This is a genomic window from Aeromonas sp. R7-4 (genome assembly GCF_040908055.1).
Classification (GTDB): Bacteria; Pseudomonadota; Gammaproteobacteria; order Enterobacterales; family Aeromonadaceae; genus Aeromonas; species Aeromonas sanarellii.
This window is the reverse complement of record NZ_JBFODA010000012.1, coordinates 54397-78367: the sequence shown is the minus strand read 5'-3', so window position 1 is coordinate 78367 and position 23971 is coordinate 54397. Positions and strand designations below refer to the sequence as shown.

The 23971-nt window shown below is 62.8% G+C and carries 23 protein-coding genes and 1 riboswitch; of the genes, 13 read left to right on the top strand and 10 right to left on the bottom strand.

Features of this window, described 5'->3' with window-relative positions:
- The first annotated feature begins 17 nt into the window (after positions 1–17).
- The gene (locus tag AB5Y72_RS02030) at positions 18–863 is read left to right on the top strand and encodes an endonuclease/exonuclease/phosphatase family protein (RefSeq protein ID WP_216989897.1); all 846 of its coding nucleotides are present in this window, start codon (positions 18–20) and stop codon (positions 861–863) included.
- 68 nt (positions 864–931) lie between these two features.
- Here AB5Y72_RS02030 and AB5Y72_RS02025 read toward each other — a convergent pair whose 3' ends face one another.
- Positions 932–2188, bottom strand: coding sequence for a LysM peptidoglycan-binding domain-containing protein (locus AB5Y72_RS02025; protein ID WP_257520031.1), 1257 nt, complete (start codon positions 2186–2188; stop codon positions 932–934).
- Between AB5Y72_RS02025 and AB5Y72_RS02020 the strand changes: the two genes are divergently transcribed.
- Positions 2189–2461: a hypothetical protein gene (locus AB5Y72_RS02020; protein WP_244462931.1), complete on the top strand. Its 273-nt coding sequence runs from the start codon at positions 2189–2191 to the stop codon at positions 2459–2461. It abuts the gene before it with no gap.
- A gap of 87 nt (positions 2462–2548) precedes the next feature.
- Here the strand turns inward: AB5Y72_RS02020 and gloB are convergent, their stop codons facing one another.
- Positions 2549–3313: a hydroxyacylglutathione hydrolase gene (gloB, locus tag AB5Y72_RS02015; RefSeq protein WP_042077376.1), complete on the bottom strand. Its 765-nt coding sequence runs from the start codon at positions 3311–3313 to the stop codon at positions 2549–2551.
- Positions 3314–3393: 80 nt separating this feature from the next.
- Here gloB and AB5Y72_RS02010 point away from each other — a divergent pair, with 80 nt between their 5' ends.
- Positions 3394–4116, top strand: coding sequence for a methyltransferase domain-containing protein (locus AB5Y72_RS02010; RefSeq protein WP_042077377.1), 723 nt, complete (start codon positions 3394–3396; stop codon positions 4114–4116).
- A 6-nt stretch (positions 4117–4122) separates the two neighbouring features.
- Here the strand turns inward: AB5Y72_RS02010 and rnhA are convergent, their stop codons facing one another.
- The gene (rnhA, locus tag AB5Y72_RS02005) at positions 4123–4587 is read right to left on the bottom strand and encodes a ribonuclease HI (RefSeq protein WP_042077379.1); all 465 of its coding nucleotides are present in this window, start codon (positions 4585–4587) and stop codon (positions 4123–4125) included.
- A 75-nt stretch (positions 4588–4662) separates the two neighbouring features.
- Between rnhA and dnaQ the strand changes: the two genes are divergently transcribed.
- Complete coding sequence (dnaQ, locus tag AB5Y72_RS02000; RefSeq protein ID WP_042077381.1) at positions 4663–5397, top strand: DNA polymerase III subunit epsilon; 735 nt, start codon at positions 4663–4665, stop codon at positions 5395–5397.
- A complete protein-coding gene (locus AB5Y72_RS01995) occupies positions 5394–6650 on the top strand; it encodes a TIGR03503 family protein (RefSeq protein ID WP_368198519.1) in 1257 nt (418 codons plus the stop codon). The genes dnaQ and AB5Y72_RS01995 overlap by 4 nt, the downstream gene beginning before the upstream one ends.
- Positions 6651–6730: 80 nt before the next feature.
- Here the strand turns inward: AB5Y72_RS01995 and AB5Y72_RS01990 are convergent, their stop codons facing one another.
- Both AB5Y72_RS01990 and fadE read right to left on the bottom strand, forming a co-directional pair.
- Positions 6731–8248 (bottom strand): HD domain-containing phosphohydrolase, encoded by a 1518-nt coding sequence (locus tag AB5Y72_RS01990; protein WP_368198518.1) that lies wholly within the window; start codon positions 8246–8248, stop codon positions 6731–6733.
- 172 nt (positions 8249–8420) lie between these two features.
- The gene (gene fadE / locus AB5Y72_RS01985) at positions 8421–10877 is read right to left on the bottom strand and encodes an acyl-CoA dehydrogenase FadE (RefSeq protein WP_368198516.1); all 2457 of its coding nucleotides are present in this window, start codon (positions 10875–10877) and stop codon (positions 8421–8423) included.
- Positions 10878–11128: 251 nt separating this feature from the next.
- Between fadE and lpcA the strand changes: the two genes are divergently transcribed.
- From lpcA to AB5Y72_RS01970, 3 genes are all read left to right on the top strand, one after another.
- Entirely contained in the window at positions 11129–11707 is a 579-nt protein-coding gene (gene lpcA, locus AB5Y72_RS01980) for a D-sedoheptulose 7-phosphate isomerase (RefSeq protein WP_042077458.1), read from the top strand.
- Between the two features lie 94 nt (positions 11708–11801).
- Positions 11802–12599, top strand: coding sequence for a class II glutamine amidotransferase (locus AB5Y72_RS01975; protein ID WP_368198514.1), 798 nt, complete (start codon positions 11802–11804; stop codon positions 12597–12599).
- 293 nt (positions 12600–12892) lie between these two features.
- Positions 12893–13228, top strand: a complete 336-nt coding sequence (locus tag AB5Y72_RS01970) for an Hpt domain-containing protein (RefSeq protein ID WP_042077387.1) — start codon at positions 12893–12895, stop codon at positions 13226–13228.
- Between the two features lie 11 nt (positions 13229–13239).
- Here AB5Y72_RS01970 and yvcK read toward each other — a convergent pair whose 3' ends face one another.
- Positions 13240–14163: a uridine diphosphate-N-acetylglucosamine-binding protein YvcK gene (gene yvcK / locus AB5Y72_RS01965; protein WP_325782456.1), complete on the bottom strand. Its 924-nt coding sequence runs from the start codon at positions 14161–14163 to the stop codon at positions 13240–13242.
- A gap of 116 nt (positions 14164–14279) precedes the next feature.
- Here yvcK and AB5Y72_RS01960 point away from each other — a divergent pair, with 116 nt between their 5' ends.
- Both AB5Y72_RS01960 and AB5Y72_RS01955 read left to right on the top strand, forming a co-directional pair.
- Complete coding sequence (locus AB5Y72_RS01960; RefSeq protein WP_325782455.1) at positions 14280–15458, top strand: FIST N-terminal domain-containing protein; 1179 nt, start codon at positions 14280–14282, stop codon at positions 15456–15458.
- 18 nt (positions 15459–15476) lie between these two features.
- On the top strand, positions 15477–17558 hold the full coding sequence (locus AB5Y72_RS01955; protein WP_325782454.1) for an ATP-binding protein: 2082 nt from the start codon (positions 15477–15479) through the stop codon (positions 17556–17558).
- 269 nt (positions 17559–17827) lie between these two features.
- Here the strand turns inward: AB5Y72_RS01955 and AB5Y72_RS01950 are convergent, their stop codons facing one another.
- The 4 genes from AB5Y72_RS01950 to narQ all read right to left on the bottom strand — a co-directional run bounded on the left by AB5Y72_RS01950 (position 17828) and on the right by narQ (position 21638).
- Positions 17828–18403 carry an LON peptidase substrate-binding domain-containing protein gene (locus tag AB5Y72_RS01950; RefSeq protein ID WP_042077392.1) on the bottom strand — a complete coding sequence of 192 codons (576 nt, stop codon included), beginning with the start codon at positions 18401–18403 and terminating at the stop codon, positions 17828–17830.
- A gap of 312 nt (positions 18404–18715) precedes the next feature.
- Entirely contained in the window at positions 18716–19141 is a 426-nt protein-coding gene (locus AB5Y72_RS01945) for a globin domain-containing protein (protein WP_368198512.1), read from the bottom strand.
- A 146-nt stretch (positions 19142–19287) separates the two neighbouring features.
- On the bottom strand, positions 19288–19926 hold the full coding sequence (gene narL / locus AB5Y72_RS01940) for a two-component system response regulator NarL (protein ID WP_041212731.1): 639 nt from the start codon (positions 19924–19926) through the stop codon (positions 19288–19290).
- Positions 19926–21638, bottom strand: coding sequence for a nitrate/nitrite two-component system sensor histidine kinase NarQ (gene narQ / locus AB5Y72_RS01935; RefSeq protein ID WP_042077396.1), 1713 nt, complete (start codon positions 21636–21638; stop codon positions 19926–19928). Before narQ ends, narL begins: the two co-directional genes overlap by 1 nt.
- Before the next feature lie 78 nt (positions 21639–21716).
- A riboswitch (molybdenum cofactor riboswitch) is annotated at positions 21717–21856 on the top strand.
- Here narQ and moaA point away from each other — a divergent pair.
- From moaA to AB5Y72_RS01920, 3 genes are all read left to right on the top strand, one after another.
- Positions 21844–22827, top strand: a complete 984-nt coding sequence (moaA, locus tag AB5Y72_RS01930) for a GTP 3',8-cyclase MoaA (RefSeq protein WP_209793560.1) — start codon at positions 21844–21846, stop codon at positions 22825–22827. Its footprint overlaps the riboswitch before it by 13 nt.
- A 250-nt stretch (positions 22828–23077) precedes the next feature.
- Positions 23078–23587 carry a ferredoxin-type protein NapF gene (gene napF / locus AB5Y72_RS01925; protein ID WP_209793561.1) on the top strand — a complete coding sequence of 170 codons (510 nt, stop codon included), beginning with the start codon at positions 23078–23080 and terminating at the stop codon, positions 23585–23587.
- Entirely contained in the window at positions 23584–23886 is a 303-nt protein-coding gene (locus AB5Y72_RS01920) for a chaperone NapD (RefSeq protein WP_042077401.1), read from the top strand. The genes napF and AB5Y72_RS01920 overlap by 4 nt, the downstream gene beginning before the upstream one ends.
- Positions 23887–23971: the final 85 nt, after the last annotated feature.

The following is a 23971-nucleotide window of genomic DNA, read 5'->3' as shown; positions in this document are numbered from 1 at the left end:
CAGGTGATTGTTAGCCAATGAAAAATAGTTATCGGATTCTGGGGACCTCCCTGCTGACACTGGGTCTGGTCGGCTGTTTCGAGGTGCCGGATCAGGATCATCTGGTCACGGCCGCCGGCATAGTGCCCGGCGCCAGCTGCGATCGCCCCCCGCTGGTGGCTCTCGCCTCCACCGCCTTGCCCCGGGAGTTTGGCATCACTGTCTGGAATCTCTACAAGGGACAGCGCAAGAACTGGCGCGAAGGGCTGGACCAGTATGCCAAATCCCAGGATCTGGTGCTGCTGCAGGAGTCGGCAACCCGACCCGAGATGCTGGACTGGCTGCGGCGAGGCGATTTCCAGTGGCAGCAGTTGCAGGCCTTCACCCAGGGCGGCGTCTCCTTCGGCGTCATGACGGTCGCCAAGACGCCCCAGGCCTTCGTCTGCGGTGTGCGCTCCCCCGAGCCCCTGCTGCGCATCCCCAAGTCCGGGCTGGTGAGCCTGTATCCCCTGCAGGGGGATCCTGACGGCGTGCTGGTGGTGAACCTGCACGCGGTCAACTTCGAGTTGGGGATGGCCACCTTCCGCGAGCAGCTCAACGATCTGACCGCCCTCGTCCATCGCCACCAAGGGCCGGTCATCCTGGCCGGGGATTTCAACACCTGGAGCGACAAGCGCGAATTCTGGCTGAACAAGCTGGTGGGGGAGCTCGGGCTGCAGGAGGCCGTCCCGGTGCCCGACTTGCGTCGCACCGCCTTCGGCCGTCCGCTGGACCACCTCTACTACCGCAACCTGGATCTGGTGGAGGTGAGTTCCCCGGCCACCGATTCCTCGGATCACAATCCCATCTTGGCGCGATTCGCGGCCCAGGCCATCACCCCCTGACGGGGCCGGATGGCAGACAAAAAAATACCCCGCATTCGCGGGGTATTTTTTTGGGTTTTGATGAGCAATCAGCTGTTGTTTTTCACGAACAGGGTCAGCTCCTGACCCGGCTTGAGGTAGTCGCTCTTGCCGAGCTGATTCCAGCGCATCACGTCGTTGACGGCGACCTGGAAACGGGCGGCGATGGAGGAGAGGGAGTCACCGCGGCGCACCTGGTACACCATGGACTTGTTGCTGCCCTTGTCTTGCTTGGGCCAGACCACCAGCTTCATGCCCGGCTTCAGGGACGACTTGGCGTTCAGACCGTTCCACTTGGCCAGATCGGCGTGGGTGACCCCGTGCGCCTGGCTGATGCTCCACAGATTGTCGCCGGAGCGCACCCGGTAATGCACCTTGCTGCCACTGCGGCTCGCCAGTTGCTGCGGCTTGCTCTGGGCGGACTGGCTCACCATGGCTTTGCCGCCATTGGGGATGATCAGGCTCTGGCCACGGCGCAGGTTGTTGCCGCGCAGATTGTTCGCGAGCTTGAGCTGCTGCACGCTCACCCCGTGATTCTGGGCGATGCGGGACAGGGTGTCGCCGCTGGTGACCTGATAGGAACGCACACCTCGGGTTCGCTCACGCTGGGGCAGATCGGCCAGGGCCAGCTCCAGGGTATCGGCATACTCGACGGGCACCAGCAGGTTGTAGGGACCCCGCGGCGAGGTCACGCCCCGCTTGAGTGCCGGGTTGAGCGCCTTGAGCTGGGAGGCGGAAATGCCCGCCAGCTGCGCCGCCACGTTCAGATCGATCTGGCCACCTGTGTTGATGGTCCGCAGCTGCGGCTTGTTGGCCAGCACCGGCAGGGTGACATTGTATTGGTCCGCATTGCGGATCATGTCGGCCATGGCCAGGATCTTGGGCACATACATCCGCGTCTCGCGGGGCAGGTCCAGGGACCAGTAATCGGTCGGCCGGCCCGCCCGCTCGTTGCGTACGATGGCATTGCGCACCCGACCTTCGCCCGCGTTGTAGGCCGCCAGGGTCTGCAGCCAGTCGCCGTCGAAGAAACGGTTCAGGTACTCCAGGTAGTCCAGTGCGGCATTGGTGGAGGCCAGGACGTCGCGTCGGCCGTCGTACCAGTTGTCGTGGCGCAGGCCGAAATTCTTGCCGGTCGCAGGAACGAACTGCCAAAGACCGACCGCATTGCTGCGGGAGCGGGCATTGGGATCGAACATGCTCTCGATCATGGGGATGGTAATAAGCTCCATTGGCAGCTCACGCCGTTCGATTTCCTCTACCATCAGATACAGGTAGGGCTCAGCCCGGCTGGCAATGGTCGCCATATGCTTATCATTGCGCAACAACCAATCACGCTGTTGCCGGACACGGGCGTTATCGTACGAGTCCAGCTGCATATCATCGCTGATACGCACCCACAGGTTATCAGTGTCATCCAGCTCTTCTATCTGTTCGTCGCCGAACAGCATGCGAGAAGAGTGTTTCTTGTACGTTTTCTTGCTGACTTGGGGGGATTTCATCGGCTCGATTGCCGTTACCGCCCGGTCATCCTGATGGCTCAGGTTTTGACAGCCGCTGAGAAACAGCGCCGCCAATAAGGCCGTTCGTAGCTTCATCTCGCTCAGGTCATCTATGGAAAAACAGCTCGCATCATAAGGGGCAATGCCCCCCTGATCAAGGTTTGTTCAAAAAACGTCCTTCCAGGCCCGCAGGACGGTGAAGGTATCCTCTGGATTTTCCAAGCATTTCAGTGCGTATTTTTCAGCAGAAAATTTCACTGAGTCCTGCTCGCAGCGCAGAAAAACATTGAAATGCCGCTCATCCCCTAGTCGGGAGGGGAGACTCGGCAGGCCCTGCTGGCGCAGCTTGCTGATCACCCCGATCTGCCGCTGGATCGCCGGGTTGTCCGGCTCGACCGCATGGGCGAAACGCAGGTTGGCGAGGGTGTATTCGTGGGCGCAATAAAGGAGGGTGTCGTCGGGCAGGGCCGCGAGCCGTTGCAGGGAGCCGTACATCTGGGCCGGGGTACCCTCGAACAGGCGGCCGCAGCCGGCACTGAAGAGGGTATCGCCACAGAACAGCATGCCCTGGCCGTAATAGGCGATGTGGCCATGGGTGTGGCCGGGCAGGTGGAAGACGTCGAGACTCAGGCCATGCCAGTCGATCCTGTCACCGTCATCGAGCCACTGGCCGTGATGCTCCGGCATGGGGTCATGCTTGGGGCCATAGAGGCGGGCGTGCGGGAAATGGTGCAGCAGATCCGAGACGCCGCCGACGTGATCGCGATGGTGGTGGGTCAGCAGGATGGCGTCGAGCACCAACCCCAGGGCCTCCAGTCGCGCCAGCACCGGCGCGGCCTCGCCAGGATCGACGACCAGGCAGTGATTCTCGTGGCGGATCAACCAGATGTAGTTGTCGTTAAAGGCGGGAACTGTGATGACGGTATACATGGCTCGGCTTCTCTTTTGTGTTCTTTGGGGATGGGATCTTATATAACTGGATGGCATTCGCACCCCGGATTGGTTCCATTATGCAGCTGGCACGTACCGAACAACAGATCGCGATCCCGACCAGCTGGTCGGCACTGCCCATGGGGGACTGGGTGGCTGCCGAGCTTCAGGAGAGGCTCGACAACTGGTGCCCCCATCTGTTTGGCTATCACCTGCTGAAAATTGGCGCCCTGAGCGCCGAGCTCTCCTGCGGTTGTTCCACCATTCGTCACCAGATCGGGGTCGCCCCCGGCGGGCGGCTGCTGGACATTCTGGGTGATCCGCTCGCCTTGCCGGTGCGCTCCGGCAGCGTGGATGCCTGTCTGCTCGCCCACTGCCTCGACTTCTCGCCGGATCCCCATCAGGTGCTGCGCGAAGCCGAGCGGGTGCTGACCGACGATGGCTGGCTCATCGTCAGCGGTTACAACCCCCTCAGTCTGGTGGGGATTGGCCACTACCTGCCTTTCATGCGGCGCCATCTGCCCTGGTCCGCCCGCATGTTCACCCCCGCGCGGGTGACCGACTGGCTGCAACTGCTCGGGTGCGAGGTGATGTTTGACGAACGGTTCGGCTTCTCTTTCATGGGCAGGCAGAGCCGGATAGGCTGGTGGCGGGAGAGCCTGGGACGGGACTATTGCCGCTCCCTGGCGTCCGTCTACGTGATTGCCGCCCGCAAGCGGCGCTTCCCCGTCACCCCGGTGCGTCGCCGCTGGCGCCTGCCGGAGCCGATGGCGGCACCGGGCATGGCGCGGCAGGGGGGCTAGCCTGCCTCAGGGCTGGTAGCCTTCGTCTTCGGCAAGCTGCTTGCCGCTGGCGGCTTCCCGGGCCAGCTCGTCGCAGCGTTCGTTCTCCGGGTGACCCGAGTGACCCTTGACCCAGAGCCATTCGATCTGGTGACGCGCCACTTCCGCATCCAGCGCCTGCCAGAGATCGACGTTCTTGACCGGCTGGCGGTTGGCGGTCATCCAGCCTTTCTTCTTCCAGCCGATGATCCACTGGGTGATGCCCTGGCGCACATACTGGCTGTCTGTGGTGAGCCGCACCCGGCAGGGTTCGTTCAGGGTGCGCAGCCCCATGATGGCGGCCATCAGCTCCATCCGGTTGTTGGTGGTCAATCGGAAACCGGCCGAGATCTCCTTGCGATGCTTGCCGTAGACCATGACGGCGCCGTAGCCGCCGGGCCCCGGGTTGCCGAGGCAGGAACCATCCGTGAATAAATCAATGTGTTTCAACATGAGTGATCAGTCTGTTTTAGCCAAAGGCTTGGGGTAAACTAGCGAGTAAAACCGAAGTTTGACATGGATTTGATCATGAGCACACCCCAACTGAACCGCCAGATCATTCTGGATACCGAAACCACCGGCATGAACACAGCGGGCGGTCCCGTCTACCTCGGGCACCGCATCGTCGAGATCGGCTGCGTGGAGGTGATCAACCGCAAACTGACCGGCAACCACTTCCACGTCTATATCAAGCCGGATCGGCTGGTGGATCCCGAGGCCGTCGCGGTACACGGCATCACGGATGCCTTCCTGGCCGACAAGCCCTCCTTCAGCCAGATAGCGGATGACTTCATCGAGTTCATCCGCGGTGCCGAGCTCATCGCCCACAACGCCCCCTTCGACGTGAGCTTCATGGACTATGAGTTCAGCAAGTTAGGCCTCGACTTCAAGACGGCGGATATCTGCGGCATCACGGATACCCTGGCGATGGCGCGGGATCTCTTCCCGGGCAAGCGCAACAACCTGGATGTGCTGTGCGATCGCTACGGCATCGACAACTCCCATCGCACCCTGCACGGCGCCTTGCTCGATGCGGAGATCCTGGCGGACGTCTACCTGCTGATGACGGGTGGTCAGACCAAGCTCAACCTGGCCAGCGAGAGCAACGAGAGCGACAGCAACCAGGACACCGGCATTCGCCGCCTGGAGGGCAACCGCGCGCCTCTCAGGGTGGTGCGGGCCAGCGAGGAGGTGGTGGCGACCCACGAGGCCAGGCTGGACCTGGTACAGAAGAAGGGAGGTGCCTGCCTGTGGCGGCAATGAGTTCGCTCTGGGGCGGCCTGTTGCTGCTGGCCTCCCTTTCGGCCTCGGCCAACGAGGTATTCGCACCCTCCGACATCCCCTTGCTCGACAACCGCTTTCGCATCGATTACGGCGTGAAGGAGATCACCTTCATCATCACCCGCAAGCCGGGTACCCCCTCGGTGATCCTGGTGCGGCCCGATGGCAGCAAGCTCTATGTGGGCAAGGTCAGGCCGCCGGAGGTGGGCTGGCTGGCCCTCAAGGATCAGGATCTCATCACGGTGCGCAACCCCATGCCGGGCCCCTGGCAGGCCATTGGCGAGGTGGACCCCGACAACCGGGTGCGCCTGCTCTCCGACATCCGGGTCGCAAGCGAGCCGCTGCCGGCCCGCCTCTATCAGGGGGAGCGGGTCAAGCTGCAATCCCGGCTGCTGATCGACGGTGCGTCGCCGGGGGCCGGCTACTACCTCTCGGATCTCGGCATGACGGTGAAGCTGCAGCAATTCAACGATGCGGCCCAGCGCGGGGAGCCCATATTCGAGGAGACGCTCGGCCATTATCTGGACGATGGCAAGGGGCTTGACGAGGTGCCGGGAGACGGCGTGCTGACCGCCGAGGCCGTGCTGGACGTGCCGGCAGGCAAGTATCGCGCCCTCTACAGCACGGGCAACGAGGTGTTCTCCCGCGCCGAGTCACAGCAGGTGCTGCTCTATCCCTTGCCGGTGAGCTACACCCTGGCTGCCCCCTCGGGTGATGCGGGGGCCAGGCTGTCGCTGGTCATCGATGGGGAGGAGCTGGATCCGGCCTCAGTGGTGATCCAGGGCAAGGCCAGCGACGGCACCGGGCGCAGCCTGGACTTCAGCGAGGTGGCGAAGGAGCCTAGCTTCGGCGTCGATCTCTCCACCCTCAAGGGGGCGGGTCAGTATCAGGTGGAGGCCACCCTGTTCGCCACGACCCGGCTCGGTCGTGAAGTGCGGCTGCAGCTGCCGGTCAAGTCGTTCACCATCATGCCGCCACCGGCCCCCGTTCCCTCGGCGGCTCCGGCCACCTCGGCGGCCAAGCCGGCCAAGGCCAAGTTTGAGGAGCGTGAGAGTCCTGTCTGGCTGCCCTGGGCCCTGGGGGGCGGGGGCGTGCTGCTGCTCTTGCTGGGGGCGGGCGGCTTCATCCTGCTGCAGAAGCGCCGCACCCTGCGCAAGGCGATGGCAGCGCAGAAGGCGCAGCACGCCGAGGTCGCACCGGCGCCCAAGCTGGATCTCAATCTGCCGGAGCAATAGCCCCAGAGCATTGCGAAGAAGCCGCCCGATGGGCGGCTTCTTCATGATGGCGAGGTGGCGGCGCGGGGAACACAAAGATATCAGTGGGCGCCGATATAGATGTCCTTGTACTGCTCGCGGATGTCGAGGAACTTCTCCAGATTGGCCAGCATCAGATCCACCAGCTGGGGATCGAAGTGCTCACCCTTCTCCTCCTTGATCAGCGCCAGCACCTGTTCCAGCGGCCAGGCCCGTTTGTAGCAGCGATCCGAGCCCAGGGCATCGAACACGTCCGCCAGGGCGACGATGCGCCCCTCCAGGGGGATGGCGTCACCCTTGAGCCCGCGGGGGTAGCCGGTGCCGTTCCACTTCTCGTGATGGTTGCCGGCGATGGTGGCACCTATCTGGAACAGCGCCAGATCACTGCCGGAGAGCATGTCCTGCCCCAGCTGGGCATGGGTCTTCATGATCTCCCACTCCTCCGGGGTGAGCTTGCCCGGCTTGTGCAGGATGGCGTCCGGGATCCCCACTTTGCCGATGTCGTGCAGGGGGGAGGCGCGCTTGATGAGTTCACACTTCTCCTCGTTCATGCCGAGCAACTGGCAGAACAGCTCGGTGTAGAGGGCCACCCGCTTGACGTGCAGGCCGGACTCCTTGGAGCGGCTCTCCACCAGCTCGCCGATGCGGTAGATGATCTCGCGCTGATTGTCGCCGATCACCTCGTTGAGCCGGATGTTCTCCAGCGCCACTATGATGTTCTCGGTGAACAGGCTCAGCAGGCCGGTGTCCATCTGGCTGAGAGGACGGGTGGTCTCGATGTGGAACAGCAGGTGGTGACGGGGGTTCTGGCAATAGAGCACCATCTGGTTGCCGTCGTAGACATTGGCCCCCCTGGTCATGGCGTGGCGCAGTATGGCCGGGGCATCGGAGAGCAGCAGGGCCGGGCCGTCGCTGAGCAGGGGCTCCAGTACCTGATCCCGCACCTCGTAGGCAAGGTGCTTCACGTCGTAGATCTGGGACTCTTCCAGGTTGAGCAGGGCGCTGAGCTGGGTCTGGGCCCCCTCGACAAACTGGCGCAGTGCGCGCTGCTCGAAGATCCCTCTGGAGGCTTCGATGACTTTCTCCAGCCCCTGGCGATTGCTCTCCAGGGTGCGGATGTCCCGGTAGGAGCGCAGGCTGGCGCGCAGCAGGGTGCGCAGCTTCTGGGAGGTGAGTTCGGTCTTGTCCTTGTAGTCGTTGATGTCGTAGTTGGTGACGACGTCATCTTCCGGTGCCTGGCCTGGCTGACCGGTACGCAACACGATACGCACCATCTTGTTTTGCAGCTCGTCGCGCACGAATTTGACTACCTCGAGGCCAGCGTGATCGGCCTCCATGACGACGTCGAGGAGCAGCAGCGCGACATCCGGGGTGATGGCGAGCAGCGCCTTGGCTTCGGCGGCGGAATAGGCGTGCAGGAAATCTATGGGTTTGCCGTCGAACTCGAACTTGCTCAGGGTGATCTTGGTGATGCGGTGCACTTCGGGCTCATCGTCCACTATCATCACCTTCCAGCCTGCGGTCTGCAGCGCTGACGGGGGAAGATCTTCATCGTCAATAATCAGGATTTGATCATCCATTACGCAATCCTGTGAGTGATACTGTGTTTACCTTAACCGCTTCATTCAATATAGGAAATGGATTGGTATTCAAAATATGATCCAGTCGTTTTCTCCCGCACCCCGCAAGGTCACAGGTCGATCTCTTCATGAAAAACGCCTCCACGAGGGAGGCGTTTTGACAGGCTTTGGATCAGGCTGCACGGTGGTAGGCTGAGGCTTCAAACAGTGCCTTGTTTGCCACCAGATCGACAGGGTCGAAGTCATCGACGTTGATGGTGCGCAGGCGACTCGCTTCGGCGCGGCGCAACAGCTCGGCCTCGGTCTGGTTGATGACGCCGAGAGTCAGACCGGCCTCCGCCACCTTGTCGAGCTGGGTGAAGGGACGTCTGGTGCCTTCGGCCTTGCACACCTTGTCAAACAGCGGCTCGGCGGTCAGCACGTCGTCGAGAGCCTGCTCCAGCAGCCCGAAGGGGTTGCCCTCCTCGCGGGTGAGGTACTGGCCTTCGGCCAGACGGCTGCGGGTCGCACTCGGCGTCTGCAGCAGGCGGGCCACCTGGCTGTCGAGCTTGTCGGAGGGACGCTTCAGGTCGCGACCCAGCGGCAGCACGATGGCGCGCAGCGCCAGCCCGATCCAGCGGTTCGGGAAGTTGCGCAGCAGCTCGTCGATCGCTTCCTGTGCCTTGAACAGGGCGTCTTGCAGTGCCCAGTGCAAGAGCGGCAGGTCTGCCTGCTGGCGGCCCTCGTCCTGATAGCGCTTGAGGGCGCTGGAGGCCAGATAGAGCTGGCTCAGCACGTCACCGAGGCGAGCGGAAACCCGCTCCTTGCGCTTGAGCTCGCCGCCCAGGGTACCCATCGCCATGTCCGACAGGAACGCCAGGTTGGCGGAGAGGCGGGAGAGCTGCTGGTAGTAGCCCTTGGTCTGATCCTTGTACGGCGCGGCGGCGAAGCGGGCGCCGGTGAGGCCCAGCCAGAAGCTGCGCACCAGGTTGCTGATGGCAAAGCCCACGTGGCTGAACACCGCCTTGTCGAAGTCCTTGAGGGCCTGCTCCTTGTCCGGGTGGCTGGCGGCCAGCATCTCGGGCAACACATAGGGGTGGCAGCGGATGGCCCCCTGGCCGTAGATGATCATGCTGCGGGTCAGGATGTTGGCCCCCTCGACGGTGACCGCGATGGGGGCGCCCTGATAGCCGCGGGCCAGGTAGTTGTTGGGGCCCATGCAGATGGCCTTGCCGCCGTGGATGTCCATGGCGTCGATGATGCACTTCTGGGCGCGGTCGGTGAGGTGGTACTTGACGATGGCGGAGATGACAGAGGGCTTTTCACCCAGGTCGATGCCGGTCACCGTCAGCTTGGCGGCGGCGCCCATGATGTAGGCGTTGCCCCCCAGGCGGGCCAGCGGCTCTTCAATCCCTTCCATCTTGCCGATGGGCAGCTTGAACTGGCGACGGATGCGGCTGTAGGCACCGGTGGCCAGGGCCAGCATCTTGACGCCGCCCGTGCTGTTGGAGGGCAGGGTGATGCCGCGACCGACCGAGAGGCACTCCACCAGCATGCGCCAGCCCTGACCGGCCATGGCCGGACCGCCGATGATGAAGTCGAGCGGCACGAACACCTCCTTGCCGCGGGTCGGGCCGTTCTGGAACGGCACGTTGAGGGGGAAGTGGCGGCGGCCGATCTCGACGCCCTTGATATGGGTCGGAATGAGGGCGCAGGTGATGCCGAGCTCTTCTTCCTCACCCAACAGGTGGTCCGGGTCACGCAGCTTGAAGGCGAGGCCCAGCACGGTGGCGATGGGGGCGAGGGTGATGTAGCGCTTGTTCCAGGTCAGGCGCATGCCGATCACCTCTTCCCCTTCCCACTCGCCCTTGCAGACGATGCCGAAGTCGGGGATGGAGCCGGCGTCCGAGCCCGCTTCCGGGCTGGTCAGGGCGAAGCAGGGGATCTCCTTGCCTATGGCCAGGCGGGGCAGGTAGTGGTCTTTCTGCTCCTCGGTGCCGTAGTGCTGCAGCAGTTCCCCCGGGCCCAGGGAGTTGGGCACGCCGACGGTGGAAGCCAGCACGGCGCTGGCGCCACACAGCTTTTGCAGCACGCAGGACTGGGCGTAGGCGGAGAACTCTAGGCCGCCGTATTTCTTCTTGATGATCATGGCGAAGAACTTGTTGTCCTTCAGGTACTGCCACACCTCGGGGGAGAGATCGGCCCGCTCGTGGGTCACTTCCCAGTCGTTGACCATGCGGCACACTTCTTCCACCGGGCCGTCCATGAAGGCCTGCTCTTCGGCTGACAGCGTGCTCACCGGAATGGCGTGCAGCTTCTTCCAGTCCGGATTGCCGGCAAACAGATCCGCTTCCCACCAGGTCGTCCCCGCCTCGATGGCTTCCTTCTCGGTACGGGACATCTCCGGCATGATGGACTTGTAGATCTTGAACAGGGGTTTGGTCAGCTGGTTGCGGCGAAACTCCACCAGGTTGAGGGGAATGGCGATTACGGCGAACAGCACCCACACCAGCAGGGGCACATGGCCATAGAGGGCGCCGGCGACCAGGGCGGCGGCCGTGGCAAGCGTGGCGGTGAACAGGGACGCCCGGCGGTAGGCCATGGCGCCGATCACCAGGATCACCCCGAACAGAGTGAGGGTCGTCGTCATTTTTCGCTCCTTGCATGAATTGCCGAAGTTGGGAAACTGGGGTTAACTGATCCAGAGGTCTGACCTGTTGGATGTGGCCCTGTTGTAATTCATACGCACAAACTTATCAAGTTGTTTACAAGCTTGTTACCTTGGTGCTGTGATCGGCATAACGGGTCGTACGCCGCATCTTGGCGGGCGGGGGGCGACGATTGGGCTGGCTTGTGCGACAATGCGGCCACCCTATGTTGGACGACGAGATCTCAAAGACCATGTACCAAGAACTAATCCGCAACGAGTTGACCGAAGCTGCCAGCGTGCTCCAGGCGTTCCTGGCAGACGAGCAAAATCTGAAGAACATCGAAGCGGCGGCCAAGCTGCTCGCCGACTCTTTCAAGGAGGAAGGCAAGGTGCTCTCCTGTGGCAACGGCGGCTCTCACTGCGACGCCATGCACTTCGCCGAGGAGCTGACCGGCCGCTATCGCGAGAACCGTCCCGGTTACGCCGGCATCGCTATCTCCGACCCGAGCCACCTCTCCTGCGTCTCCAACGACTTTGGCTATGACCATGTGTTCTCCCGCTATGTGGAAGCGGTCGGCCGCCGTGGCGACGTGCTGCTCGGCATCTCCACCAGCGGCAACTCCGGCAACATCCTCAAGGCCATCGAGGCGGCCCGTGCCAAGGGCATGAAGGTGATCGCCCTGACCGGCAAGGATGGCGGCAAGATGGCGGGTCTGGCGGACGTCGAGATCCGGGTGCCGCACTTCGGCTACGCCGACCGCATCCAGGAAGTGCACATCAAGGTGATCCACATCCTGATCCAGTTGGTCGAGAAAGAGATGGCGAAGTAATCAGACGGGGATGGCGAGACGTCGCGGCGTCTCGCCTAAGAGGATTCCCCGATTGAAGCAGAAAGAATCAAGTATTTCAGGGGGTTGACGGGATATGTGCGAATTGCTCGGCATGAGCGCCAATGTGCCGACCGACATCTGCTTCAGCTTTACCGGGCTGATGCTGAGGGGCGGCAAGACGGGCCCTCACAAGGATGGCTGGGGGATCACCTTCTACGAGGGGCGAGGCTTTCGCACCTTCAAGGATCCCGAGCCCAGCGCCCAGTCCCCCATCGCCAAGCTGGTGCAGGCGTTGCCGATCAAGAGCCGCGCCGTGGTCAGCCACATCCGGCAGGCCAACCGGGGCTGCGTGTCGCTGGAGAACACCCACCCCTTCACCCGCGAGCTGTGGGGACGCTACTGGACCTTTGCCCACAACGGCCAGCTGACCGGTTACAAGAAGCTGCCGACCGGGCGTCATCGTCCGGTGGGCGACACCGACAGCGAGCACGCCTTCTGCTGGCTGCTCGACAGGCTGGAGCACAAATACCCCAAGCGCCCGGCGAATTTCCCCGCCATGTTCCGCTACCTCGCGACCCTGTGTGACGAGCTGCGCGGGCTCGGGGTGTTCAACATGCTGCTGTCGGACGGGGAGTTCGTGATGACCTATTGCAGCAACAACCTCTACTGGCTGACGCGCAGGGCGCCCTTTGGCGAGGCCCGCCTGCTGGATGAGGACGTGGCCATCGACTTTCAGAGCGAAACCACCCCGAACGACGTGGTGACCCTGGTCGCCACCCGGCCGCTCACCGGCAATGAGAGCTGGGTGAAGATGGTGCCAGGGGAGTTCTGCCTGTTCCGGCTGGGGGAGCTGGAGTATGGCAATAACACCGTACTGCCGAGCCAGACATAAAAAAATACCAGGGTAGAATTCTACCCTGGTTCTTCGCAGCAGCCATACAGGCAAAAAGGGATGAGAGAGGTGTTGCTGAGCCGCATCATTCTCATGGGTTGTATTGTTACGTTATTGTTAATTTTGTGACAACATTTATCTCTGATCCCGCGAGCGTGTCGTACCGAGAGTTTGATGGCGCTCACATTATGGCCCAACCACTGCGGTCTGCCCGTGGTGGAAGGGTGGATGACAGCGGGTGTCCCAATCGGCTATATTGTGGTCTGTTTGAATACCATCATAGGGAAGAGAAGATGGAGTGGCTGGATCAGAAGGTGCTGCGGCAACTGGCAGATGACATAGGTCACGAGATGATGCCCGTGGTCATCTCGGTGTTCGTCGAAGAGGTGGGGGAGCAGCTGGCCCAGCTGAGGCCTCTCTATGAACGGCGAGACTGGTCCGCACTGGCCCGCCTCGCCCACAGCATGAAATCCTCTTGTGGCAGCTATGGTGCCGAGCCCAGCTATCGGCAGGTCATGGCCCTTGAACTCGCCTGTCGGCGGGAAGATGCCCAGGAGGCTGGCCGACTGCTGGCCGAGCTGGAGCACTCCCTGCCCCAGGTCTTCTCCCACCTGTCCCAGTTTCACTGAGCCCCGGCGGCTCAGCCCGCCTTGTCATGCTCGATGTGCCAGTTGAGGATGACGCCATCCAGCGCCTGCCTGAGCTTGATGCGATCGTGGCGATGGGGCAGGGCGGCCTCACCCAGGTTGGCCTGGACGAGGCAAGGCTGCAGCTCGGGGCATCCCTGACCTTCGGGGGCCAGAATGGCATCGATCCGGCCCTTGCCTATCCGCTCTTCCAGCCAGCGATGCTGGTCCAGCAGTGTCAACTGACCCGCTGGTCCCGTCTCGGCCACCAGATTGCTGATGAAGACGACGATGGCACTGCTGCCGCGGATCGCCTCGGCGAGGTCGCGCAGCAGCAGAGGGGGCATGACGGAGGTGAGGAAGCTGCCCGGCCCCAGAATGATCATGTCGGCCTGGCTCAGGGCCAGGGCGGCCTCGCGGGTGGCCGGCACGACCGGATTCAGGCTCAGGGCCCGTGGCGGCGTGGTGAGCTGATCGATGGAGACTTCCCCCTGGATCTGGCCACCGCAGAGGGTGTGGGCGCAGAGATCCGTGGGCTGTTCTGACATGGGCAGCAGCTTCGGCTCGATTTCCAGCATGTCGCTGATGAGCCGGATGGCATCCAGGGGGCGGACACAGAGGTTGTCGAGGGCCAGCAGCATCAGGTTGCCGAGGTTGTGGCCCGCCAGCTCGCCGCGGCCGGTGAAGCGGTGCTCGAACAGCTGGCTGCCGATGCTGGGGGTGGTCACCAGCTGGTTGAGGCAGTTGCGCAGATCGCCCCAGGCGATGCACTCCTGGCTCTTGCGTAGCCGCCCGGTGGAGCCGCCGTCGTCTGTGGTGGTGACTATGCCCGTCAGCCGGGACCCCAAAAATGAAAGGGAGGAGAGCACGCGGCCCAGGCCGTGCCCACCGCCGATGGCGACGACCCGGTCGAAGTCATTGATATTGTTCTGCCACATGCAGTGATCCCGTGGGAGGCCAGTGAGCACCATTCTAGTCTCCGTGGCCAGGTAATTGTTTGATAAGGGTATGATTTTTGCTTAATGCCAGCATCCCATACCTCTAGGAGACGGTGTTGAACTTCCTGACGGCTCACTCTCTTGCCGAGACGACCCCGCTGGCCGCCCAACAGATAGCAGAGGGGTTGCTCGCTCAATCACCCCATTTCCCGTCGCTGTTGCTGGTCTATTTTACCCAAGCACACGATGCCGCGGTACTGCGTCATGCGCTCAAGGCCCGTTTTCCCGACACCCGGCTCATCGGTTGCAGCTCCTGCGGCGGCATCCTGACCCAGACCGGCCACCATGGCCGAAGGGGTTGGAGCCTTGCGGTCGCCGCCCTCTACGATGACAAAGGCGCCTACGGCGTGGCCGGCCAGCTGGGCGATGAGCCGGATGTTCGGGCATTGCTGCGCCGCGCCATCGCCGACGGCGGACGCCCCGGCGAGCTGCCCCAGCTGGTCTTGCTGCATGCCAGCCCGGGGCTGGAGGAGGCCATGCTGGCGGGCATCGACGCCGAGTTTGGCGCGACCGTTCCCGTCGTCGGCGGGTCGGCGGCGGACGACGGTGTCACCGGCGCATGGCAGCTGTGCTGGGACGAGGGGGAGGGGGGCCAGGGCTGCGTGCTTGCGGTGCTCTACCCCGACTGCCAGTTGGCCTTCCAGTTTCACTCAGGCTATGTGCCCACCGAGCGTCAGGGCATCATCACCGGGCTAGAGGGGCGCGAGGTGCTGACCATAGACCATGAACCGGCGGCCCGGGTCTATGGCCGCTGGACCGAGCGTGCGGTTCCCTGGCCGGTGGGCCCCATCCTCAGGGAGACGACGCTCTCCCCGCTGGCTCGCCAGGTCGGCATGCTCGACGAGATCCCCTACTACAAGCTCTCGCACCCCGAGGCGGTGACGGCGCGGGAGGGGCTGCGCCTCTTCACCGAAACCCGGTTGGGGGAGCGCCTGCAACTCATGTACAGCAGCCAGGAGGGGCTGTTGCAGCGCAGTCTGAACGCGATGCGCATCGAGCCGGAGTACGGCATGGCGGGCAATGTGCAGCCCCTTGGCGCCCTGGTGGTGTTCTGTGCCGGTTGCCGCCTGGCGCTGGGGGAGAGGCTGGGCGACGTGGTGGCGCAATTCGGCCAGAGGCTGGGGGACATCCCCTTCATCACGCCGTTTACCTTCGGCGAGCAGGGGCGATTGCCCCACGGTGAGCTGGCTCATGGCAACCTCATGGTCTCGAGCGTAATCTTCCTCGAGAGCTGACAGCATGCTGGATTCAAGATGATAGGCAATAGCGAACTGGAAACCCTGGGCGACAAGCTGCAAACCACGCTGGTGGAGCTGATGCGCTGCCGGGAGCGTGAGGCCAGATACCGCGAGGAGTCTCAAGCCCTGCTGTGCGGGGTGGCGACCCTGGCCGAGGCCCAGAGCCTCGAGCAGGTACTGGAGAGCCTCATCCTTGCGCTCAAGCCCTTCATCGGATTCGAACAGGCGGACGTGATCGCCTGGGAGGCCGCGTGCGGCACCACCCATCTCAGCACCCAGCCGGAAGAGGTCGGCCGCACTTGGTCGCTGACCCCGCTCTTCTCCCGGGCCATCGATGGCGACACCCTGGTCATCTACGATCCCGCCCAGTTGCCTGAGCTGGCCCCCCTAGCGGGGCTGGCGGGCTGGGCCAGCGTCATGATGACGGGCCTGCAGGGGCCGGGGTTCTCCGGCGTGCTCATCTGCCGGCACGGCGCCGCGGGCACCTTCGATCTCAAGAGCAAGGCGGCGATGCAGCGTTGCCGCCCCCTCATCTCCCAGGCGCTGGTGAACATCGCCTATCGGGCCCGGCTGCAGGAGCAGGTGGCTCTCAAAACCCTCGCCCTGCAGGCCAGCGAGCAGCGTTTTCGCAGTTTCGCCGCCATGGCCTCCGACTGGTTCTGGGAGACGGATCCCCTGCACAGGCTCAGCTATGTCTCCGCCCCCGGTTATCAGGGGGAGGTGCTGGCCGGTCAGGCCGGGCGCAGCCTCTACGATTTTGCCCACGACAAGCGGGATCCCGCCTGGTGCAACTACCGGCGTCTGATCGCCCGTCATCTGCCGGTTCGGGGGATCCGTGCCCAGGTGCAACTGGCAGGCGGCCCCTGCTGGATGGAGATCAATGCCGAGCCCTGCCACGATGCCCAAGGCACCTTCATCGGTTATCGGGGCACGGCGCGGGACATCGGCAGCCAGATCCGCCGGGAGCAGGAGCTGGCGCGGGCGCGGGACGATGCCGAGACGGCCAACCGTGCCAAGTCCCAGTTCCTGGCCATGATGACCCACGAGATCCGCTCCCCCATGAACGCGGTGCTGGGGATGCTGGACCTGCTGCAGCACGGGCGACTCGATCCCCCTCAGCAGGCCCTGATCGGCCATGCCACCCACTCGGCTCATCTGCTGCAGACCATCATCGACGATGTGCTCGACTTCTCGAAGATAGAGTCGCACACCCTGGCGCTGCACTGCGAACCCTTCCAGCCCGCCGAGCTGTGCCGGGCGCTGGTGGCACCTCTGCAGGCACAGGCCGGTGCCAAGGGCATCAGGCTTCACTGGCACCTGGACGAGGCGGTGCCGGCGCAGCTGCAGGGGGATGCGGTGCGCCTCTCCCAGGTGATCGGCAACCTGCTCGGGAATGCGGTGAAGTTTACCGCCGTCGGCAGCGTGCGGCTTGCGCTGGCGTGGCAGGACGACAGGCTCAGGGTGTCGGTCAGCGACACCGGGATCGGCATCTCCCCCGAGGATCAGGTGCTGCTGTTCGAGCCCTTCTATCAGGTCGACAGCTCGGCCACCCGCCGTTTCTCCGGCTCCGGGCTTGGACTCGCCATCTGCAGGCGGCTGGTGCAGTTGATGGGGGGGGACATTCGCGTGCAGAGTACGCCGGGGCAGGGCAGCTGCTTCTGGTTCGAGTTGCCCGGGATGGCCACCCCCTGTGCCCCGGTGGCGGATCCCGCCGGCGAGGGCGGGATCATGCCGGTACTGGATGTGCTGGTGGTGGAGGACAGCCCGGTCAACCAGCTGGTGGTGTCGCTCATGCTGGAAAAACTGGCGTGCAGGGTGAGGCTGGCGGGCAACGGGCTGGAGGCGCTGGCACGGGTCGGCGAGCGGCGACCGGATCTCATCCTGATGGACATGAGGATGCCGCAGATGGATGGGCTGGAGGCGACGCGCCGCCTGCGCGACATGGGGTGCGAGGTACCCATAGTCGCGCTGACGGCCAATGCCATGACGGAGGACAGGGCCCGCTGTCTGGCCCAGGGCATGGACGATTTTCTGGCCAAGCCCATCAGCCTCGCGCGACTGCGCACTTGCCTGCTCCGCCATTGCAGGAACTGTTGAGCCGATTCTGGGCAAAAAAAATGGTCAACCTGGTGGTTGACCAATTCTTCAGCAAATACTGAAGAGAGCACGGGATAAATCGGGTTGTACGGTCTTACATGAAAAAGTCGTGCCAACTTTTCATAACCTGTTATTTGCGGCTGGTAGCGGAGTTATGCGTTGTTTATCGCCACCGGCGATTGCAAATTGCGAATTCACCCTTCTCATTGTAAGAATTTTCGGTCAGGGTATTCGCGTTTTGCAAATCGCAATTTGACTCACTCTCTGACTCACTGTGCGATCAGCCGGCGCAGAAACTGGCGCGCCGCTTCACTGTTCTGTTTGGCAATCAACATCTGTTTTTCATAGATCGGCATGGGCAGGATCTCGAGCCAGCGCTGGCAGAGCCAGGCCGCGTCGTCGAACTGCTTGTCCGGGTAAAGTTCATCCAGTTCCGGATACTGTTCAAATACCTCCCTCAATCTGCTCACCAGCTGCTTGTCGCTGAAGTCGGAGTGGGTGCTCGGCCAGTTGGGCAGCATTTCGACCTGGGCGTGGCGCAAGCCAGAGTCATCGGTTTCCATCTCATGGATGCAAAAACGTTCCAGACCGAGCACGGTCACTCCGAGCAGGCCATCGTTGAGGGTATAGAAGTCCGTCACCTTGACCCGGGTGCCGACCGGCAGGATCCGCCCGCAGGTGCCCGTGCTGGTCGCCTCCTCCATGACGATGCCAAAGCCCCGATCCTCGATGAAGGACGCCTTGAGCATCTGGAGGTGGCGTGGCTCGAACAACCGCAGGGGCAGTTTTCCGCCTGGCAGTATGTGAGAAGGCAAGGGGAACAGTGCCAGTTGTTGAAGTTTCATGTTCCATCCTCCGATAAGTTGCGTCTGAATATGACAATGCAGTGACCGTGCCAGAGGAGGGGGGCTGGCGGGCAATGCGGAGAGAATGAGGAAGGCGTTGGAAAATATCCATTTAAAATCAATCTATTGAAATATCCTCTGACGAGGATGGCGAGAATGGCATGAGGGGGATTCAGGTGAGGTTGCAGGGGCTCGAACATGACCCGTCTGCAGAATGAGGCGGTTTTCGCATATTGCAAATAGCGATCACGCAAAATGCCTGTTTAAAGACCCGTCCAGATACCTTGCGTGGTCGATGAACAGTGGCCTGGATCAGGCGATGGATTCGGAGTGCTGGCTCAAGCCTTCCTGCATCAGGGCGGCGATCTCGTCATACATCTGTGACCAGGCGTCGGCCAGCTCAGGAGTGAAGTTGCTTCCCAGGCGGCGCGCCAGCACCAGGGTCAGCGCCTGCTTCAGGAGGGCGAACTGGTGTGGCTGCACGTTGAATTTCTGATGCTGTCTGCCGAGATCCCGGATGATGAAGCCCAGGGCATCCAGCTGATCCAGGCTGGTGATGACGGTATTCAGGGTGTCGGAGACCTTGGCGACGGGCAGATCGGGGTGCTGGGGGAAGAGGGCCTGCAATTCCGGCGACAGCCGGAACAACTCCTCATATACCTCCTGAACATAGGTGTTGCTCAGGGCGGTCACCTTGCCCCAGGCCCGCTGTACCAGTTCAATCTGTCCGGAAGTCATGGGGTCTCTCCTCAGTGCGCTGTGCCATGCCCAGAAGATAATAATTCATTTGCTCAATAAGGTGCAGCGCAGTCGTGCCGCCAGGGGCGGGCGAGGAGGGGCCAGCAAGGGCGCACTGGGCTGCCTTGCTGGCTCGGGACGGAGAATCAGTTGCGCTGCTCCAGGTACATGACCGCCGCCTCCACGCGGCTCTGGGCTTCCAGCTTCTTGAGCAGGCTCTTGACGTGTACCTTGACGGTGCCTTCCGAGATGTGGAGCACGGAGGCCACCTGCTTGTTGGAGAGCCCCTTGGCAATTTCGCGCATGATCTGCATCTCGCGGCGGGTCAGGCTCTCCAGCTTCTGTTGCAGGTGATCCAGCTCGTAGATGTTCTCGAGGTAGGGGCGCAGCGGCTCACTCAGGATCTGCTTGCCGGTCATGACATCCGCCAGCTGGGCCAGCAGCATGTCGGGCTCGGTGTCCTTGAGCAGATAGCCGTCGGCGCCGGCCTTGAGCAGGGCCACCACGTCCTGGCGGGCATCGGAGACGGTCAGGATCACCACGCGGGAGGTGATCTCCTCGGCCCGCAGCGCCTTCAGGGTATCGAGTCCCGACAGGCCCTTCATGTTGAGATCGAGCAGGATGAGGTCCGGTTCGGACTCCTTGGCCATGGCCACGGCATCGGTGCCGTTGGACGCCTCTCCGACCACGTCGATGTTATCTTCCAATTCCAGCAGTTGCACAATTCCCTTGCGCATCAGGGGGTGATCATCTACGACCAGAACACTGTATTTCATCTCGTCCATCAGGCATCTCTTGTTAGGCTGGTGGGAAAGGTCAGGTGTACGCGGGTGCCCCCGGAAGGCGGCTCACTGATGGTCAGCTGGCCGTGCAATTTGCTGGCGCGTTCATTCATGATGCTGAGACCGTAGTGATTGACCGCCGAGTTTGCGCCCCTTATTCCGACACCGTCGTCTGCAATCTGAACCTGGATGTTACCATCAGCCAGGGTCTCACAGCTAACGTCAATGCGCCGGGCATTGGCATGCTTGATGGCATTGAGCACTGCCTCACGGATCAGCTGCAGGATGTGAATGTGCTGTCCCGCCTCGAGATCGGTATCCGTCAGTCCGTACTGGAGCCCGATCTCGGCCCGGGTCTGGGGCTTGAGCTGCTCCAGCATGACGCCGATGGCTTCACCCAGGTTGGCATCGCCGATGCTGAGGCGGAAGGTGCCGAGCAGTTCGCGCAACTGGGTATAGGCGTTGCCGAGTCCCTCGTCGATCTGCTGCATGGCCGCTTCGGCCTTGACGGTATCCCCCTTGGCAAAGGAGCGCTTGAGCAGGGTGGACTGGATCTTCAGGTAGGAGAGCGCCTGGGCCAGGGAGTCGTGCAGCTCCCTGGCGATGACAGCCCGCTCTTCCATCAGCAGCAGGCGCTGGTGTTGCAGCAGGGTCTGATCCTTGTGCAGCACCTGGGCCAGCAGCATGGAGAAGTTCTTCATCAGCCGCTCGTCGACGGGATGGTCGCTTATCATGTCGAGCCGGCCGTACTCCTCCTCGTCCATCTGCAGGTAGAAGCTCACCACGGCCTCGAGATCGCCGGGCCACCCCTTGCGCCCCGTGATGTAGACCGGCATGGCATTGTGCTCGAAGCGGGTCAGCCGGATGTAGTCGATGTGCTGGTGGGCGGCGGCCCGCTCCAGCAGTTTTTGCAGGGTGCGGCGGCTGAGCGGCGCCGCGTGCAGTTTCTGGGCGGTGGAATAGAGGAAGGAGAGGGTGTCGTTGGCCTGTTGCAGCTTGGCGGTCTTCTCCTCCACCTTGCTCTCCAGCTCCCGGTAGAGCTTGCCGAGCTCCGCGGCCATGGTGGCAAACGCCCCCGACAGCTCCCCCAGTTCGTTTTCACAGTGGGGGGGCAGGGTCAGATCGAACTCCTGGCGCTGGATCTGGCGGGCGCAATAGACCAGCTGATTGAGCGGTGCCACCACCTGCTGGCGCGTGAAGCGCACCGTGCACCAGGCGATGGTGATGATGGCGAGCAGGCCGAGTCCCTCGGCCAGGGCCAGCATGCGCACCTTGAACTCCACGTGGTACTGCATCTGGTTGACGAAGTCGTCGATGGCGGCGACGAACTGCTCCGTGTTGTCGGTGTAGCGGCTGGGGGTGGCGTTTTCGATGTGCTCGCGCATCCTCTGCCATTGCAGCAGCACCTCGCCGTAGGTGCGGCGCAGGGAGGCGGGCGTGATCCAGCGCTGGGTCTCCTGCAGCTCGGGGGCATTGAGGGTCTGCTCGAACTGGGCGAGCCGGCCGAGCACGACCTGATCCTTCTCGATTTCATAGGCCATCCGGTAGGCCTGCATGCGCAATGAGCCCGACAGGTTGATGGCTTTGGCGTCCGGCACCGAATAGAAGAGGGTGACCATGGCCACCAGGGCGATCAGGCTGGCCATGAACAGGATCAGCACCATGGCGCGACCGATGGCGCTGCTGACCGACTGCACTCTGAACCATTTTCCCATGCCGACTGGCTCCCCTTACACCGATAAAGACCCCACAAAGTAGCATGGGAGTGTACTCCAAGTTGTGCTAGCATCGAAAAACTAGATGAACTCCGAGCGGTTTTGCCTAAGTCATTGAGATAGGGGGAGATCGCCGTCAGCCGATGTTCGAGCTGAAAGGGTCAGGAAAGAAATGCCCTGGCCTCCCGTATTTGGAAAGGTGTTTATGTTGCCACTTGAAGATGGTTTTTCCCGTCGCTTTTACTATTTGCGCCTGTCGGTCACCGACGTGTGCAATTTTCGTTGTACCTACTGCCTGCCGGACGGCTATCGCCCCTCGGAGGCGCGCAAGTCCTTTCTCTCCCTGGAGGAGATCCGCCGCGTCGTCTCCGGCTTTGCCGCCATGGGGACGCGCAAGGTGCGTCTGACCGGTGGCGAGCCCTCCCTGCGCCGCGACTTCACCGCCATCATAGAGACGGTCGCCAGTACGCCCGGCATCGAGAAGGTGGCCATGACCACCAACGGCTACCGCCTGAAGGAGCGGGCCCGGGAGTGGTTCGATGCGGGGCTGACCGCCCTCAACGTCAGCGTCGACAGCCTGGACCCCCGCCAGTTTCACCAGATCACCGGCGAGAACAAGCTGGCGGAGGTGATGGCGGGGATAGACGCTGCCCTGGCCGCCGGCTTCAAGTCGGTCAAGATCAATGCGGTCTTGCTCAAGGGGCTCAACGACCACCAGCTGGATGCCTTCCTGGCCTGGATCCGGGACAAACCCATCGAGCTGCGATTCATCGAGCTGATGCAGACCGGCGAGATGGACACCCTGTTTCGCGACCACCACACCAGCGGGGATCTCATCAAGCAGCGCTTGCTGGAGACGGGCTGGGTACAGCAGCTGCGCGGCCCGGACGACGGTCCGGCGCAGGTGTTTATGCATCCTGAGTCAATGGGGGGAGTGGGGCTCATCATGCCCTACAGCAAGGACTTCTGCGCCGGCTGCAACCGGCTGCGGGTCTCCTCCGTGGGCAAGCTGCACCTGTGCCTCTTTGGTGACAACGGGGTGGAGTTGCGGGATCTGCTGACGGCCGACGACCAGCAGGAGGCGCTGCAGTGGCGGATCCGCCAGGCGCTGACCGGCAAGGCCGCCACCCACCGCCTGCACGACGGCAATGCGGGCATGACCCCCCACCTGGCCTCCATCGGCGGCTGACCCCGATCGCCAGGCCCAAATGGCCAGCGATTAATTAGCAATCCTCACATAGGGGTAATTTGCCTTGCCCCTGTCTTGCCTAATTGCGCCAAGGGTTTGATCCAGCGCAAGAATCCCCCCTGTTTATCCCCCAGGTGGTATATCACTGGACTTGTGAGAGTCGCAATATACACCCACGCTTATAATTGGTATTAAAAATGCCAGTCACGGGATCCGCGCAGGGGTTCTCCCCCTGTGAAGAGGAGTCGATATGGCCGATGGGATCAATCTGTCACGCCGCGGCCTGTTTCGAGGACGCCTGAGTACTCCCAAGCCCGGGGTACAACTGCCCTGGTCCGTCTCCTGGGACGAGTTCGTGGCCGACTGCACCCGCTGCGGCGACTGTCTGGCCGCTTGTCCGGAGCAGATCCTGGTGAAGGGGGACGGCGGCTTTCCCACGGTCGACTTTCTGCGTGGCGAATGCACCTTCTGCGGCGAGTGCGTCGACGTCTGCCAGGCGCCGGTGTTCCGACCGACGACCCAGACTCCCTGGGAGTATGTGGCTCATATCGGGGCCGGTTGCCTGGCCAGTGCCCAGGTCTTCTGCCAGCGTTGCCAGGACAGCTGCGAGCAGCAGGCCATCCGTTTTTCCCCCCAGCTGGGGCGAGTGCCGACCCCCAGCGTCCATACCGAGTCGTGCAACGGCTGCGGTGCCTGCGTGGCGGATTGCCCGGTCGGCAGTATCAGGATGGGTCTCCCTCACGACGGGGGACCGAGATGACACAAGAGACGAGCCAGTTGGAAAGCAGCGAGATGAAGCGAGAAGAGTTCCACGTATCCAGCCTGGTGGTGCTGGCCCAGCCCTCCCGGCGTCACCAGCTTGCCGAGGAGATCGCGACCCTGGAGGGGGCCGAGATCCACGCCGTCAGCGAGGAGGGCAAGCTGGTGGTCACCCTGGAGGGGCCGAGCCAGCGTCCCATCATGGCGGCCATCGATGCCATCAATGGGATGCAGGGGGTGCTCTCTGCCTCCCTCATCTACCACCAGTTCGATGAAGCCGACGCCGAGGGCAGGGAATAGAGAGCCATGAGGCCGGGGCTGCAAGGTTCACGAGGCCGATGAAAGCAATAAAAGCGCCATGGAGCTGAGCCAGCGCGGCTCGTCA

What these genes read in the sequence shown, in the direction of transcription:
- AB5Y72_RS02020 (WP_244462931.1), top strand. Translation starts at nt 2,189, where the DNA reads ATGCTTATCATTGCGCAACAACCAATCACGCTGTTGCCGGACACGGGC.
- AB5Y72_RS01995 (WP_368198519.1), top strand. Translation starts at nt 5,394, where the DNA reads ATGAGTTCGCTCTGGGGCGGCCTGTTGCTGCTGGCCTCCCTTTCGGCC.
- AB5Y72_RS01955 (WP_325782454.1), top strand. Translation starts at nt 15,477, where the DNA reads ATGATAGGCAATAGCGAACTGGAAACCCTGGGCGACAAGCTGCAAACC.
- AB5Y72_RS01975 (WP_368198514.1), top strand. Translation starts at nt 11,802, where the DNA reads ATGTGCGAATTGCTCGGCATGAGCGCCAATGTGCCGACCGACATCTGC.
- narL (WP_041212731.1), bottom strand. Translation starts at nt 19,926, where the DNA reads ATGGACGAGATGAAATACAGTGTTCTGGTCGTAGATGATCACCCCCTG.
- lpcA (WP_042077458.1), top strand. Translation starts at nt 11,129, where the DNA reads ATGTACCAAGAACTAATCCGCAACGAGTTGACCGAAGCTGCCAGCGTG.
- yvcK (WP_325782456.1), bottom strand. Translation starts at nt 14,163, where the DNA reads ATGTGGCAGAACAATATCAATGACTTCGACCGGGTCGTCGCCATCGGC.
- AB5Y72_RS02025 (WP_257520031.1), bottom strand. Translation starts at nt 2,188, where the DNA reads ATGGCGACCATTGCCAGCCGGGCTGAGCCCTACCTGTATCTGATGGTA.
- dnaQ (WP_042077381.1), top strand. Translation starts at nt 4,663, where the DNA reads ATGAGCACACCCCAACTGAACCGCCAGATCATTCTGGATACCGAAACC.
- AB5Y72_RS01970 (WP_042077387.1), top strand. Translation starts at nt 12,893, where the DNA reads ATGGAGTGGCTGGATCAGAAGGTGCTGCGGCAACTGGCAGATGACATA.
- AB5Y72_RS01990 (WP_368198518.1), bottom strand. Translation starts at nt 8,248, where the DNA reads ATGGATGATCAAATCCTGATTATTGACGATGAAGATCTTCCCCCGTCA.
- napF (WP_209793561.1), top strand. Translation starts at nt 23,078, where the DNA reads ATGGCCGATGGGATCAATCTGTCACGCCGCGGCCTGTTTCGAGGACGC.
- AB5Y72_RS02030 (WP_216989897.1), top strand. Translation starts at nt 18, where the DNA reads ATGAAAAATAGTTATCGGATTCTGGGGACCTCCCTGCTGACACTGGGT.
- AB5Y72_RS01945 (WP_368198512.1), bottom strand. Translation starts at nt 19,141, where the DNA reads ATGACTTCCGGACAGATTGAACTGGTACAGCGGGCCTGGGGCAAGGTG.
- gloB (WP_042077376.1), bottom strand. Translation starts at nt 3,313, where the DNA reads ATGTATACCGTCATCACAGTTCCCGCCTTTAACGACAACTACATCTGG.
- AB5Y72_RS02010 (WP_042077377.1), top strand. Translation starts at nt 3,394, where the DNA reads ATGCAGCTGGCACGTACCGAACAACAGATCGCGATCCCGACCAGCTGG.
- AB5Y72_RS01920 (WP_042077401.1), top strand. Translation starts at nt 23,584, where the DNA reads ATGACACAAGAGACGAGCCAGTTGGAAAGCAGCGAGATGAAGCGAGAA.
- moaA (WP_209793560.1), top strand. Translation starts at nt 21,844, where the DNA reads ATGTTGCCACTTGAAGATGGTTTTTCCCGTCGCTTTTACTATTTGCGC.
- narQ (WP_042077396.1), bottom strand. Translation starts at nt 21,638, where the DNA reads ATGGGAAAATGGTTCAGAGTGCAGTCGGTCAGCAGCGCCATCGGTCGC.
- AB5Y72_RS01950 (WP_042077392.1), bottom strand. Translation starts at nt 18,403, where the DNA reads ATGAAACTTCAACAACTGGCACTGTTCCCCTTGCCTTCTCACATACTG.
- rnhA (WP_042077379.1), bottom strand. Translation starts at nt 4,587, where the DNA reads ATGTTGAAACACATTGATTTATTCACGGATGGTTCCTGCCTCGGCAAC.
- fadE (WP_368198516.1), bottom strand. Translation starts at nt 10,877, where the DNA reads ATGACGACGACCCTCACTCTGTTCGGGGTGATCCTGGTGATCGGCGCC.